Below are 13,808 nucleotides of genomic sequence, written 5' to 3'. Positions count from 1 at the left end.
CCACGACCGCGGTAAGCATGGCCACGCGGGACTGCGACCGCCCGACTCTAGACCCGCCGCTCCGGCCGGCTCAAGCCGCGCCTGCAACGGCACCTTGGGCGGTGTCTGCGAGCTTGTCGCACAGGTTATGCTGCATTGCAACATAGACACCGCGCATCGCTGCCGTGCGCGGCAAGGAAGGTACAGATCAGGCCCGGGTGGACATTGATCTGCCGCAAGGTCCTGCCTGGAAAACCGTGGGCCGGCGACCGTCCCTCACCACGTGTCCACCCACGCCCGCTTCTTGCCCTCGCGCGGCTTGGCCGGCGGCAGCGAGCGCAGGCCGGCCATGATCCAGCGCCGCGTGTCGGCAGGGTCGATGACATCGTCGATCTCGAACAGCGAGGCGGCGCTCAGGCCTTTGCCGTTCTCGTACATCTGCGCCACCATGCGGTCGAAGAACGCCTTGCGCTCGGCCGGGTCGGTGATGGCCGCGATCTCGTTGCGGTAGCCCAGCTTCACCGCGCCTTCCAGCCCCATCGGACCGAACTCGGCGGTGGGCCAGGCGACGGCGAAGAACGGGGCTCGGAAGCTGCCGCCCACCATGCCCTGCGCTCCCAGCCCGTAGGCCTTGCGCAGCACCACCGAGAACAGCGGCACGGTGAGGTTGGCGCCGGTCACGAACACGCGGCAGCAATGGCGCACCAGCGCCGCCTTCTCCGCCTCCGGCCCCACCATGTTGCCGGGCGTGTCGCACAGCGACAGCAGCGGAATGTCGAAGGCATCGCACAGCTGCATGAAGCGCGCCGCCTTGTCGGCGGCGTCGGCGTCGATGGCACCGCCCAGGTGCATGGCGTTGTTGGCGAGCACCCCCAGCGGCCGGCCTTCGATGCGGATGAAGGCCGTGATCAGCGCCCGGCCGAAGCGCGGCCGCAGCTCCAGCACCGAGCCTGCATCGGCCAGGGTCTCGATCACCTTGCGCACGTCATAGGCGCGCAGCCGGTTCTCCGGGATCAGCTTGCGCAGCTGGCGCTGGTCGGCGCAGTCCCAGGCGCCGACCGGGCCCTGGAAATAGGAGAGATACTTCTTGGCGGCGCGCGCGGCTTCCCGCTCGTCGGCGACGGCGATGTCGACCACGCCGTTGTCGACCTGCACGCTCATCGGCCCGACCTCCTCGGGCCGGAAGATGCCCAGGCCGCCGCCCTCGATCATCGCCGGACCGCCCATGCCGATATTGGCGTTGGCCGTGGCGATGATCACGTCGCAGCAGCCCAGCATGACGGCGTTGCCCGCGAAGCAGCGGCCCGACACGACGCCGACCAGCGGCACCAGGCCGGAGAGCTTGTTGAACAGCTCGAAGGCGCGGGTATGCAGCTGGCCGGCGAAGACGCCGTCGGTGTCGCCGGGCCGGCCGCCGCCGCCCTCGGTGAAGAACACCACCGGCAGGCGCCAATGCGTCGCCAGCTCGAACATGCGGTCCTTCTTCTCGTGGTTCTTGTAGCCCTGCGTGCCGGCCAGCACGGTGTAGTCGTAGGCGATCGCCGCCACCCGCGCGCGCTCGTCCGGGAACTGATCGCCGTTGACGCGGCCCAGCCCCATCACCATGCCGTCGGCCGGCGTGCGCTCGATCAGCTCCTCCAGCGTGTTGCGCTGGCGGCGCGCCGCCACCGTCAGCGCGCCGTACTCGACGAACGAGCCGGGGTCGCACAGATCGGCGATGTTCTCGCGGGCCGTGCGCTGGCCGGTCTTGCGCCGGCGCGCCACCGCGTCGGGCCGCGCCGCGTCCTGCGTGATCGCCTGGCGCTTCAGCACCTCGGCGAGATCGGGCCGGATGGCATCGAGGTCCCCGTCATCGTCGCGCGCCGCGACGGCGCCCGCGACCTCGGCCGGCTCGACGAATGCCAGCGGATGGCCCTCGAACACGGTGTCGCCCGCCGCCACCGTCAGCTCGCGCACGATGCCGCCGGTATCGGCGGTGATCACGTGCTCCATCTTCATCGCTTCCATCACCAGCACGGCCTGGCCGGCGCGCACCGCATCGCCCGTGCGCACCGACAGGCTGACGATGGTGCCCTGCATCGGCGCCACCAGCGGCGCCGTGCCTTCCGGGCCTTCCACCTCGCCGGCCGCGCCCGCGACCAGCTCGTCGAACGCGACCGACGGCGCCGGACCCTCCTGCTTGCCCAGCGCCAGCACGGCCAGGGGATCGGCGCTGCCGAGCTTCACGCCGGCCAGGCGCTGCGGCGCCGCCGGCGATGACGCCGGCTCGAAGAACAGTCGCGCATGGTCGGCGTCGGCCGGCGCCAGCAGGGCCGTGATGTGCGCCTCGACGAAGCGGGTATGGACGCGGCCGGCCGCCATGTCGGGGTGGTGCAGCAGGTTCTGCAGGAAGGCGGTGTTGGTGGCGACGCCCGAGATGCGGAACTCGCACAGGGCGCGGTAGGCCTTGGCGATCGCGGCCGCCAGGTCGCCGGCGCCGGCGTGCACGATCAGCTTGGCCAGCAGCGAATCGAAGCGCACGCCGGTGCGGTAGCCGGCATAGCCGAAGCCGTCGACGCGCACGCCCGGCCCCGACGGCGGATCGTAGGCGGACAGCGTGCCGCCGGTCGGCCGGCTGGTGCCGTCCGCCGCCATGGTCTCCATGTTGATGCGCACCTGCACCGCCGTGCCGCGTGGCGCCGGCACTTGCTCCTGCGTCAGGCCCAGCGCCGCCAGCGTGCGGCCGCCCGCGATCTCGAGCTGCAGGCGGACCAGATCGAGCCCCAGCACCTCCTCGGTCACCGTATGCTCGACCTGCAGGCGCGCATTGGCCTCGACGAAGAAGAACCGCGGCTTGCCGCCCGGCGTGGCGTCGACCAGGAACTCGACCGTGCCCAGATTGGCGTAGCGCGCGGCCGCCGTCAGGGTCGTGGCGGCGCGCAGCAGGTCGGCGCGCATGTCGGCAGGCAGGTGCGCCGCCGGCGCGATCTCGACCAGCTTCTGGCGCTGGCGCTGCACGGAGCAGTCGCGGTCCCACAGATGGCAGACCGCGCCGGTGCCGTCGCCGGCCACCTGCACCTCGATATGGCGCACCAGCGGCAGGAGCTGCTCGACATAGAGGGCGCCGTCGCCGAAGGCCTGCTGCGCCTCCGACGCGCAGCGCGCATAGGCCGCCTCCAGCTCGTCGGGATGGTGCACCGGCCGCATGCCGCGGCCGCCGCCGCCGGCCACGGCCTTGAGCATCACGGCGGCGCCCTCGCCGAGCGCCGCCAGGAACTGGCGCGCCTCATCGAGCGAGGTCGGCCCCGAAGTGCCCGGCGGCACCGGTATCTTGCAGTCGCGGGCCAGGGCCCGCGCCTGCGCCTTGTCGCCGAACGTGGCCAGGGTCTCGGGCCGCGGGCCGACAAAGACGAGGCCGGCTTCCTCGCAGCGCCGCGCCAGGGCGGCGTTCTCGCTCAGGAAGCCGTAGCCGGGATGAACGGCGTCGCATTGCATGTCACGCGCGGCCTGGATGATCTGCTCGATGTCGAGATAGGCCGCCACGCCGGTGCCGCGCAGCGCCTGCGCCGTGTCGACCTTGCGCGTGTGCAGCGAGGTGGCGTCGTCCTCGGAGAAGATACCGACCGTGGCGATGTCCATCTCGGCCGCCGTGCGCGCGATACGGATGGCGATCTCGGCCCGGTTGGCGATCAACAGCTTCCTGATCATCGTTTGCGTTCCTGCTTCCGCGCTGCGTGAAGGACGATCCTGCCGTGCATTCCGCCAGGCAACCCGTTTGTCGGCCCATGCGACGCAACACATCTAGCCGATGATGCGAATTCCTCGCTACCGTCGGCGCAACGGCAAACGGGAGTATCGCACATGGACGGGCACATCCTCAGCGGCACACGCGAACTGAAGCAGGCGACGATGCTCGAGCGCGGCGCGCGCGCCGCGTCGGGCTTCGCATCCCTGGGCATCGGCGAGGACGGCGCCGTGGCGATGGTGCTGCGCAACGATTTCGCGTTCTTCGAGGCGGCGATCGGGGCCAGCCTGGTGGGCGCCTACGCCGTGCCCGTGAACTGGCATTTCAAGGCCGACGAGGCCGGCTACATCGTGCGCGACTGCGGCGCCAAGGCCGTGGTGGTGCATGCCGACCTGCTGCCCCAGATCAAGGACGGCATCCCGGCCGATGTCAGCATCTTCGTCGTGCCGACGCCGCCGGAGGTGCGGGACGCCTACGGCATCGATGCTGCCGCCTGCGCCGTGCCGCCGGGCGCCACCGCCTGGGACGACTGGGTCGCCCGGCAGCCCGTGTGGACGGAGCCGCCGCGCGCCACGCGCAGCAACATGATCTACACGTCGGGCACGACCGGCCGTCCCAAGGGGGTGCGCCGCGAGCCGGCCGGGCCGGAGCTGCAGGCCGTGGCGACCGAGCGGCTGGCCTATGTCTTCGGCGTGCGCCCCGGCACCGGGGTGCGCACGGTGGTGACCGGCCCGATCTATCACTCGGCGCCCAACGCCTATGCGCTGGCGGCGGCGCGCGACGGCGAGCTGGTGGTGCTGCAGCCGCGCTTCGACTCCGAGGAGCTGCTGCGCCTGATCGAGCAGCATCGCATCACCCACCTGCACATGGTGCCCACCATGTTCGTGCGGCTGCTCAAGCTGCCGCCCGAGGTGCGCCGCAAGTACGATCTCTCGTCGCTGCAGTTCGTGGTGCATGCCGCGGCCCCCTGCCCGCCCGACGTGAAGCGCCAGATGATCGAGTGGTGGGGACCGGTGATCAACGAGTACTACGGCGGCACCGAGACCGGCGCCGTGGTTTTCCATTCATCGGAAGAAGCGCTGAAGAAGCCGGGCACGGTGGGCCGGCCGGTGCCCGGCGGCACCGTGAAGATCTTCGACGTGGCCGGCAAGGAGCTGGGCCCGGGCGAGATCGGCGAGGTCTACCTGAAGCTCGACGGCTTTCCCGACTTCACCTACAACCGCATGGACGACAAGCGCCGCGAGGTCGACCGCCAGGGCCTCGTGACCTGCGGCGACGTGGGCTATGTCGACGAGGACGGCTACCTCTTCCTGTGCGATCGCGTGCGCGACATGGTGATCTCCGGCGGCGTCAACATCTATCCGGCCGAGATCGAGGCGGTGCTGATCGGCATGCCCGGCGTGCAGGACTGCGCCGTGTTCGGCATCCCCGACGACGAGTACGGCGAATCGCTGGCCGCCTATGTCGAGCCGCAGGAAGGCGCCGAGCTGACGACCGATGCCGTGCGCACCTTCCTGCGCGAGCGCACCGCCGGCTACAAGGTGCCGAAGCTGATCAAGTTCGAGCACGGGCTGCCGCGCGAGGACTCGGGCAAGATCTTCAAGCGCAAGCTCCGCGCCCCGTACTGGGAAAAGGCGGGAAGGCAGATATAGTGTTATTCCTCCCCAGCGAAGCTGGGGAGGTGCCCCGAAGGGCGGAGGGGAGCCGACGAGGTCTCAGTAGTCAGGACCACGTCGGCTCCCCATCCCCGACATATCGACGCAAGGCGTCGATATGTCGTATTCGGGCACCTTCCCCACTGCGTGGGGAAGGAAGAGGAGAAGCACCATGGCCACAGGCATGCGCAAGGGGCTGGCCAGCTACGGCGACCCCGGCTTTTCGCTGTTCCTGCGCAAGGCCTTCATCAAGGCGATGGGCTACAGCGACGATGCGCTCGACCGGCCGATCGTGGGCATCACCGACACGTTCAGCGACTTCAATCCCTGCCATGGCAACGTGCCCAAGCTGATCGACGCGGTGAAGCGCGGCGTGATGCTGGCCGGTGGGCTGCCGATGTCGTTCCCGACCGTGTCGATCCACGAGTCGTTCTCCAATCCCACCAGCATGTTCCTGCGCAACCTGATGGCGATGGACACCGAGGAGATGATCCGCGCCCAGCCGATGGATGCGGTGGTGCTGATCGGCGGCTGCGACAAGACCGTGCCGGCGCAGCTCATGGCCGCGGCCAGCGCTGACATCCCCGCCATCATGCTGGTGACCGGCCCGATGCTGGTGGGCCACTACAAGGGCGAGGTGCTGGGCGCCTGCACCGACTGCCGCCGGCTGTGGGGCCAGCACCGCGCCGGCACCTTCTCCGAAGACGAGATCGAGGAGGTCAGCGGCCGCCTGGCACCGACCACGGGCACCTGCATGGTGATGGGCACGGCCAGCACCATGGCCTGCGTCACCGAGGCGCTGGGCATGTCGCTGCCCGGCAGCGGCTCGATCCCGGCGACGCATGCCGACCGGCTGCGCGCCGCCGAGGCGTCGGGCGCGCGCGCCGTGGCCCTGGCCAAAGGCGGCCAGCGGCCGCGCGAGATCATGACCAAGGCAGCCTTCCGCAACGCCCTGGTGACCTTGCAGGCTCTGGGTGGCTCGACCAACGGGCTGGTGCACCTGACGGCGATCGCCGGCCGCTGCGGCATCGCGATCGACCTCGACGAGGTCGACCAGCTGGGCCGCGAGGTGCCGGTGCTGGCCGACCTCAAGCCCTCGGGCGAGCACTACCTGGAGCATTTCCACTGGGCCGGCGGCACCATGCGCATGCTGCGCGAGGTGCGCGAGCTGCTGGCGCTCGACGCCATGACCATTTCCGGCCAGACCCTGGGAGCGGCGATCGACGCCGCGCCTGACGTGCCGGGCCAGACCATCATCCGAACCCGCGCCACGGCGCTTTCCAGCACCGGCGCGATGGCGGTGCTGCGCGGCAACCTGGCGCCGCGCGGCGCGGTGATCAAGCAGTCGGCGGCCTCGCCCGGGCTGATGCAGCATACCGGCCGCGCCGTGGTCTTCGATTCGGTCGAGGACATGACCTTGCGCATCGACGACGACGGCCTGGATGTCACCAAGGACGACGTGCTGGTGCTGCGCAATGCCGGCCCCAAGGGCGCGCCGGGCATGCCCGAGGCCGGCTACATGCCGATCCCGCGCAAGCTGGCGCGGCGGGGCGTGAAGGACATGGTGCGCATATCGGACGCGCGCATGAGCGGCACGGCGTTCGGCACCATCGTGCTGCACATCACGCCCGAGGCCGCCATCGGCGGGCCGCTGGCGCTGGTCCGGACCGGCGACCGCATCCGCCTCGACGTGCCGGCGCGGCGCATCGAGCTGCTGGTCGATACCGCGACACTGGACGCGCGGCGCCAGGCCTGGCGCCCGCCGGCCGAGGTCACGACCCCGGCGCGCGGCTATGCCGGCCTGTTCCAGCGCAGCGTGCTGCAGGCCGACCAGGGCTGCGACTTCGACTTCCTGGTCGAAGCGCCGAAGTAACGAACCGTCATCCCGAGCGCAGCGAGGGATCTCCCGCGAATGGAGACTCCATTCCCAGGAGATCCCTCGCTACGCTCGTGATGACAGACTGGCAGGAGAGTGGGATGCCGACCTTCAGAGAAGCACGTGAATTCCTGTTGCAGTACCGCGTCGATTACGCGGCTGCCGTCGCCGGCTTCCGCTGGCCCGAGCCGGTGCCGTTCAACTGGGCATTGGACTGGTTCGATGCCGGCCTGGCGCAGGATCCGGCGCTGCGCGACCGGCCGGGGCTGTGGATCGTCGACACCGCCAGCGGCGACGAAGCCAGGCTGAGCTTCGCCGAGCTGTCGCGCCGGTCCAACCAGGTGGCCAATTTCCTGCGCGCGCTGGGGCTGCGGCGCGGCGATCCCCTGCTGCTGGTGCTGGGCAATGTCGTGCCGCTGTGGGAGACGATGCTTGCGGCCATCAAGCTGGGCGCGGTCGTGATCCCGGCCACGACCCTGCTCACGCCCGACGAGCTGGCCGACCGGCTCGAGCGCGGCCGCGCGCGCTTCGTCGTCGCCGGCGCCGACCAGGTCGCGAAGTTCGACAGCCTGCGCGCCGACGGTGTCACCAAGATCGTCACGGCGCCCGATGCCAGCGCCGGCTGGCGCTCCTACGCCGAAGCGACCGGCCATGCCGACACCTTCGCGCCGGACGGCGCGACGGCAGCCGACGATCCGATGCTGCTCTATTTCACGTCGGGCACGACGTCGAAGCCCAAGCTGGTCCGGCACAGCCACCGCAGCTATCCCGTCGGCGCGCTGTCAACGATGTACTGGCTCGGGCTGCAGCCAGGGGACATCCACATGAACATCTCGTCACCGGGATGGGCCAAGCACGCCTGGAGCTCGTTCTTCACGCCCTGGAATGCCGGCGCCACCATCTTCGTGGTCAACCAGCCCCGGTTCGAGGCGAAGAGCCTGCTGGCGACGCTGCAGCGCTGCGCCGTGACGACGATCTGCGCCCCGCCGACCGTGTGGCGCCTGCTGATCCAGGAGGATCTGGCCGCCTGCAAGACCGCGCTGCGCGAGGTCTGCAGCGCCGGCGAGCCGCTCAACCCTGAGGTCATCGACCAGGTCAGGCAGGCCTGGGGGCTGGTGATCCGCGACGGCTACGGCCAGACCGAGACCACCGCCCAGATCGCGAACCCGCCGGGCCAGCCGGTCAAGGAAGGGTCGATGGGCCGGCCGTTGCCGGGCTATCACATCCAGGTGCTGGATCCGGACGGCAACGCCGCGCGCGAAGGCGAGGTCAGCATCACCCTGGGACCGCAACGACCGGCCGGCCTGATGCAGGGCTACCAGGACGCTGCCGGCGACGTCGCCAGCGCCGCCGCCGCGGTCTACCGCACCGGCGACGTGGCCTACCTGGACGATGACGGCTACTTCCATTTCGTCGGGCGCGCCGACGATGTCTTCAAGTCATCGGACTACCGCATCAGCCCGTTCGAGCTCGAGAGCGTGCTGATCGAGCACGATGCCGTGGCCGAGGCCGCGGTGGTGCCGGCCCCCGACGCGATCCGTCTGTCGGTGCCCAAGGCCTATGTCGCGCTGGTGCCCGGCGCCAAGCCGGACGCGGCCACGGCGCTCTCGATCTTCCGGCACACGCGCGGCCGGCTGGCGCCGTTCAAGCGCATCCGCCAGATCGAGTTCGTGACCGACCTGCCCAAGACGATCTCCGGCAAGATCCGGCGCGTGCAGCTGCGCCGCATCGAGCATGAGCGCGATGCGCAGCCCACGACGCCGAGAATCCGGTTCTCGGAGTCCGACTTTCCTGATCTTCAGTCCGATCGCTCCGCGTGACGTCGCGGGCTTGGATGGCCATCTTCCCGGCTCGGCCGCGTCGGGAAGATGACCGAGGCGACTACTTGCCCTTGGCTTCTTTCTTCGGCTTCTTGGGCTCTCTGCCTGATTTCTTCTGACCTTTGGCCATTGCTACCTCCCGCGTGATTGCAGGACGGCATACCTTAACACAGTTGAAGCAAGAAATCATCGGTCTCCCACAAATCAAGGAGCCGCTTCATCATTGCGCGCGCGACGATGCGTCTTGCACCGATGTCGCCGCCATATGCCCGAGATGGCGGTCGCGCAGCCAGTCGACCACCGGCCGCCAGCAGCGCTTGGCGGCGCTGCTGCCAACCATCATGCCGATATGGCCCAGCGGCAGGTCGAGGCGCCGGGCATTGGGCAGGCCGTCCTGCCCCACCAGGCCGGCCGCCGACAGCGGCGGCACGATGCGATCGCTGCCCGGGATGACGACCAGCGCCGGGGTGGCGATGGCACGCGGCCGCACCGGCTGGCCGCCCACCATCCAGAGCCCCTTGCCGGTGAGGTTGTCGCCATACCAGCCGATCAGGCAGTCGTGCGCCACCTGCCCCGGCAGCGGCGCGCCGTCGTTGAGCCAGTCTTCCAGCAGCACGAAATCGCGCGCCGCGTCGGAGGTCATGTCCATGGCTGCGAAGCGCAGGAACTTGTTCACCACCAGCCAGGGATCGAGCGAATAGAACAGCGTCTGGATGAGGTCGATCGGCAGCTCGCCGGCGGCACGCGCCATCTCGGCCAGCGCCGGCCCGACGCTGACCAGCAGGCCCTGCCCGGTGCGGTCGGCATGGAAATCCCAGGGCGCCGCCAGCGCCGCCAGCGCTGACACGGACTGCGGCCGGATCGCGGCCAGGGCCACCGTCAGGGTTCCACCCATGCAATAGCCCAGCACCGGGATCGGGCGGCCGCGCGTGGCCACCACATAATCCAGCGCCCGCGCCAGGCGCTCGACGCAGCCGGCCGCATCCAGGTCACGCTCGGCCGGCCCTGGCGTGCCCCAGTCGACGATCAGCGGCCGGAATCCCTCGGCCGCCAGCGCCCGCACGAAGCTCTTGCCCGGCGCGAGGTCCAGCACCTGCCAGCGGTTGATCAGCGATGGCGCGACGACGATCGGCACGGCATCGGCGGCCGCCGACACGCCGCTTGCGGCACCGACATCGCGCAGGCAGGTGGCGCCCTCATGCCAGATCGGCGGCGGATCATCGAGCGGCCGCTGCGCCGGGTGCTGGCGGTAGGCGAGCACGCCAGCCGCGAGCTGATCCAGCCGCCGCAGAATCTCGCGGCGCAGGGCGGCGCGGAAGGCCGCGGGGTCGGCGGCGGCCTCAGCCGGCGGACTGAGGCGGATCGCGGTCGGGTCTGGGCTTGCGGCTGGATTTGGGCTTGCGCTTGGCTGGCCGGCGGCGGGGTCGGGATTCGAGCGCGGCAACCCGCCGTTCGAGGGCGTCAAGCCGAGCTCGCAGCTCCCCCAGGTTTGCAGCGCCGTCAGCAGGTGCAGCGGCAGCGGCCGGGGCCCTTGGCGCGGCGTTGCCGGCACCGTCGCGTTGTCGCGCATCGTTGTGTGTCCTCCGCGCGGTGTCGAAGGCGGCCGCCATGCTGGCGTTGGTGGTGGCCAGCAGCCGCGCCATGGTCTCGGTGAGCTGGCGATCCGTGGACAGGGCCGAAAGCTGGCTCTGCCACAGATCGAGATAGCGCTTGGCGAGCGCATCATAGTTGGTGTCATCGGCCATGATGCGAGTATAACCGAGCCCATGCTGCGCAGCATCCGGCCGTCGCCGTTTCTTTCGCAACGCACACCGCCCTTGTCGATCCCCCTGTCGGGCGCTACATTTCTTTTTTGTGCAGCGCAGTAGACGCAGCGCCACATCCGAAACCGTGCGAGGCTCGACATGGCCGCAGCGGAGAGTGCACCGAGCGCGAAACCGGCGCCGGTGGTTATCAAGAAGTACGCCAACCGGCGCCTCTACAACACGTCGACCTCGATGTATGTCACCCTCGACCATCTGGCGCAGATGGTGAAGGACAAGACCGACTTCGTGGTCTACGACGCCAAGAGCGGCGAGGACATCACGCGCTCGGTCCTGACGCAGATCATCTTCGAGGAGGAAAGCAAGGGGCAGAACCTGCTGCCGATCTCCTTCCTGCGCCAGCTCATCGGCTTCTACGGCGACAATTTGCAGGGGCTGGTGCCGCAGTACCTGGAAATGGCGATGCAGAGTTTCGCCAAGAACCAGGAGCAGATGCGCAAGGCGATGCAGGGCGCCTTCGGCTTCAACCCGTTCGCCCAGATGGAGCAGCAGACGCGCCAGAGCATGGCCATGTTCGAGCAGGCCATGAAGATGTTCAACCCGTTCATGGCGGGGATGCCGGGCGTGGGCGGCCAGGGTGCCGCGCCACCGGCCGCCGACGCGCGCGACAACGGCGCCACGCCGCCGGTCGCGCCGGTGGCGCCGCCACCGCCGGAAAGCCAGCGCGACGGCGGCAACGCCTCGCAGGCGATCGACGAGCTGCGCCGCAAGCTGGAGGAGCTGCAGAGCCAGCTCAGCCAGATCTCGACCCGGCGCGAGGGCTGAGCCGCCAGGTCATCCCGGGCCCGGCCGGGGATGACCGGATGACCGGCTGGCATGGTGCACCCATGACCGACCCAGCTCCACGGCCGCAGCGCCGGCCCATCGTGTCGCCCTGCGTGTCGGTGTGCATCATCGACCCGCAAAGTGGCCTGTGCCGTGGCTGCAAGCGCACGCTGGACGAGATCTCGCGCTGGGTGGTGATGACCGACGAGCAGCGCCTGGCCGTACTGGAGGCATTGCCCGGCCGGCCCGATCCGACGAAGGCGGCGTAGGGTCTTTCTGGACCGCTGGCGTCCCGTCCGCGTTCGCCCGCCGCGAAGCGAAGGGCGAAATCATCGCGGTCGGCGCTACATGCCGATGCGAGCCAGTGACCCGCGATCCCAGGAACTATCGTCCGCGGAACACCGGCTTGCGCTTGGCGATGAAGGCCTCGACGCCCTCGCGGTGATCGTCGCTGGCGGTGGCCAGCGCGAACTGGTCCATCTCCATCTGGCTCGCCAGATCATCCAGCGCCCCGGCCAGGCGATTGACCGTCTGCTTGGTCATCTGCACCGGGATCGGCGGCTGCGCCGCGATACGCTCGGCGAAGGCCATCGCGGCGGCAAAAGCCTGGCCGTCGTCGACCACTTTCTCGACCAGCCGCCAGTCATAGGCTTCGGCGGCGGAGATGCGGTCCGATGCCAGGATCACGGCCTGCTTGGTGCGCGCCGGGCCCATGAGCTGCAGCATGCGCGGCACGGAGCCCCAGGTCATGTTCATGCCGAGCTCGATCTCGGGCACACGGAAATGCGCGCTGCGGCCGCAGAAGCGGAAGTCGAGCGCCACCGCGAGCGCGACGCCGCCGCCGATGCAATGGCCTTCGATGGCGCAGATCGTGACCTGGTCCATCTCGTACCATGCGCGCGCCAGGCGCGGGCCGTTGCGCAATGCGATGCGGCGCTGGCCCAGCGGCAGCGTGCCGCGGGCCTTGCCCGCGGGTTCCTTGAGGTCGAAGCCGGCCGAGAAGGCGCGCGCGGTGCCCGTCAGGACCACCACCGAGGTGTCGACATCGTCCTCGAACGAGCGCGCGGCATCGGTGAGCGCGCGGATCGCCGCCATCGACAGCGCGTTGATATTGTCGCCGCGGTCGAAGCGGACGACGGCGATCCGGCCCTGCGGCTCCAGCCCCTTCTCGATGCGCACGGATGGTTCGGACATAGCTTCGCCTGAGGCTCCCTTCCCTGCCGGCTGCCGGCTGATCGGCCGCACGCTAGCCTGCCCGGACGCCCGATGCCACCCAACCACACGGTTGCCCCCCACCCGCCGATCCAGTATGGTCCGCCGCGTCGGACCAAGGTCCGCTTCTTGGCGCAGGACCCGTAGCTCAGCTGGATAGAGCGCTGCCCTCCGAAGGCAGAGGTCGTGAGTTCGAATCTCGCCGGGTCCGCCAGAATTTCAATAGCTTAACCGATTGCTTGAGCCGGGTTCAGCGCACGATCGCGCAGAACGACGCAGGAACGCGCACGTTATATGGACACGGATTGGACACGCGTGTTCCGGCCATCACCATCATGGCCGAACCTTGCCCCGCCCCGAGGCACGGCACATGGGGCCACCTGAGCCACCGAGATTTCGCGGCGATGATCCGAAACCCGAACGCAAGCGCGCCCTCGACCGGTCCCGGCTAAGCACCAGTGCGTGACATGATCGCCGATGAGATGAAGCGACAGGGCATCGCCGATTGGGCCTCGATGGAGCGGCTCGTGCGCCGTGCCGGCATCGAAGATGACGAGTTCGGTGCCCCGTTAAGACAACCGCACAACATCGACCTATTCGGGATTTGCTTCGGGTTTGTCCCAGATGTTCGGCAGCTGACCGATGGGTGCGTTTCTTATAAAAGTATAAGAGACATTCCCGTCTTCATAGTAGATCGCGCAGGGCAATATAGACAGGCCCAGGCGTTGCCGCGCCACAACGACTGGATGAGCAGTCGAATAAAGTCCGTGATCGTGGTCAACGCGTACCACGGTATTAGGGCCTGTTTTCAAACCGAGTCACATCTTACTTGTCACTCGGAATGAAATTTGATTCAAAGCTGTTCTTTGCGTGAGTTGCAGCAATGAACAGGCGGCCGCTGAGTGATGAGCAATGGTCGGTGATCGAGCCCCTGCTGAGGACGGATCGTAGCAA

Annotated in this window: 10 protein-coding genes and 1 tRNA gene; 7 read left to right on the top strand and 4 right to left on the bottom strand. The window is 69.1% G+C overall.

Going from position 1 to position 13,808, the window contains the following annotated elements:
* Positions 1-255: 255 nt before the first annotated feature.
* Positions 256-3,666 carry a carboxyl transferase domain-containing protein gene (locus FHP25_RS16675; protein WP_147848077.1) on the bottom strand — a complete coding sequence of 1,137 codons (3,411 nt, stop codon included), beginning with the start codon at positions 3,664-3,666 and terminating at the stop codon, positions 256-258.
* A 153-nt stretch (positions 3,667-3,819) separates the two neighbouring features.
* Between FHP25_RS16675 and FHP25_RS16670 the strand changes: the two genes are divergently transcribed.
* From FHP25_RS16670 to FHP25_RS16660, 3 genes are all read left to right on the top strand, one after another.
* A complete protein-coding gene (locus FHP25_RS16670; protein WP_147848076.1) occupies positions 3,820-5,355 on the top strand; it encodes an acyl-CoA synthetase in 1,536 nt (511 codons plus the stop codon).
* A 175-nt stretch (positions 5,356-5,530) separates the two neighbouring features.
* Entirely contained in the window at positions 5,531-7,231 is a 1,701-nt protein-coding gene (locus FHP25_RS16665; protein WP_147848075.1) for an IlvD/Edd family dehydratase, read from the top strand.
* A gap of 104 nt (positions 7,232-7,335) precedes the next feature.
* Positions 7,336-9,054, top strand: a complete 1,719-nt coding sequence (locus FHP25_RS16660; protein WP_147848074.1) for an AMP-binding protein — start codon at positions 7,336-7,338, stop codon at positions 9,052-9,054.
* 220 nt (positions 9,055-9,274) lie between these two features.
* Here FHP25_RS16660 and FHP25_RS16655 read toward each other — a convergent pair whose 3' ends face one another.
* Positions 9,275-10,315 carry an alpha/beta fold hydrolase gene (locus FHP25_RS16655; protein ID WP_231712354.1) on the bottom strand — a complete coding sequence of 347 codons (1,041 nt, stop codon included), beginning with the start codon at positions 10,313-10,315 and terminating at the stop codon, positions 9,275-9,277.
* Positions 10,316-10,394: 79 nt separating this feature from the next.
* On the bottom strand, positions 10,395-10,799 hold the full coding sequence (locus FHP25_RS41870) for a hypothetical protein (RefSeq protein ID WP_231712353.1): 405 nt from the start codon (positions 10,797-10,799) through the stop codon (positions 10,395-10,397).
* 159 nt (positions 10,800-10,958) lie between these two features.
* Here FHP25_RS41870 and phaR point away from each other — a divergent pair, with 159 nt between their 5' ends.
* The gene (gene phaR / locus FHP25_RS16650) at positions 10,959-11,642 is read left to right on the top strand and encodes a polyhydroxyalkanoate synthesis repressor PhaR (RefSeq protein WP_147848072.1); all 684 of its coding nucleotides are present in this window, start codon (positions 10,959-10,961) and stop codon (positions 11,640-11,642) included.
* Positions 11,643-11,704: 62 nt separating this feature from the next.
* The gene (locus tag FHP25_RS16645; RefSeq protein ID WP_147848071.1) at positions 11,705-11,911 is read left to right on the top strand and encodes a DUF1289 domain-containing protein; all 207 of its coding nucleotides are present in this window, start codon (positions 11,705-11,707) and stop codon (positions 11,909-11,911) included.
* A 115-nt stretch (positions 11,912-12,026) separates the two neighbouring features.
* Here FHP25_RS16645 and FHP25_RS16640 read toward each other — a convergent pair whose 3' ends face one another.
* Positions 12,027-12,836, bottom strand: coding sequence for an enoyl-CoA hydratase/isomerase family protein (locus FHP25_RS16640; protein ID WP_147848070.1), 810 nt, complete (start codon positions 12,834-12,836; stop codon positions 12,027-12,029).
* A gap of 155 nt (positions 12,837-12,991) precedes the next feature.
* Here FHP25_RS16640 and FHP25_RS16635 point away from each other — a divergent pair.
* Positions 12,992-13,068, top strand: a tRNA-Arg gene (locus FHP25_RS16635).
* A gap of 253 nt (positions 13,069-13,321) precedes the next feature.
* Positions 13,322-13,699, top strand: a complete 378-nt coding sequence (locus FHP25_RS16630; RefSeq protein ID WP_147848069.1) for a hypothetical protein — start codon at positions 13,322-13,324, stop codon at positions 13,697-13,699.
* Positions 13,700-13,808: the final 109 nt, after the last annotated feature.

The sequence above is a fragment of the Vineibacter terrae genome (assembly GCF_008039615.1).
Classification (GTDB): Bacteria; Pseudomonadota; Alphaproteobacteria; order Reyranellales; family Reyranellaceae; genus Vineibacter; species Vineibacter terrae.
This window is presented reverse-complemented; position numbering and strand designations above follow the sequence as displayed.

Coding starts and splice junctions, on each gene's coding strand:
- FHP25_RS16645 (WP_147848071.1), top strand. CDS start 11,705: ATGACCGACCCAGCTCCACGGCCGCAGCGCCGGCCCATCGTGTCGCCC.
- FHP25_RS16670 (WP_147848076.1), top strand. CDS start 3,820: ATGGACGGGCACATCCTCAGCGGCACACGCGAACTGAAGCAGGCGACG.
- FHP25_RS16675 (WP_147848077.1), bottom strand. CDS start 3,666: ATGATCAGGAAGCTGTTGATCGCCAACCGGGCCGAGATCGCCATCCGT.
- FHP25_RS16640 (WP_147848070.1), bottom strand. CDS start 12,836: ATGTCCGAACCATCCGTGCGCATCGAGAAGGGGCTGGAGCCGCAGGGC.
- phaR (WP_147848072.1), top strand. CDS start 10,959: ATGGCCGCAGCGGAGAGTGCACCGAGCGCGAAACCGGCGCCGGTGGTT.
- FHP25_RS41870 (WP_231712353.1), bottom strand. CDS start 10,799: ATGGCCGATGACACCAACTATGATGCGCTCGCCAAGCGCTATCTCGAT.
- FHP25_RS16630 (WP_147848069.1), top strand. CDS start 13,322: ATGATCGCCGATGAGATGAAGCGACAGGGCATCGCCGATTGGGCCTCG.
- FHP25_RS16665 (WP_147848075.1), top strand. CDS start 5,531: ATGGCCACAGGCATGCGCAAGGGGCTGGCCAGCTACGGCGACCCCGGC.
- FHP25_RS16660 (WP_147848074.1), top strand. CDS start 7,336: ATGCCGACCTTCAGAGAAGCACGTGAATTCCTGTTGCAGTACCGCGTC.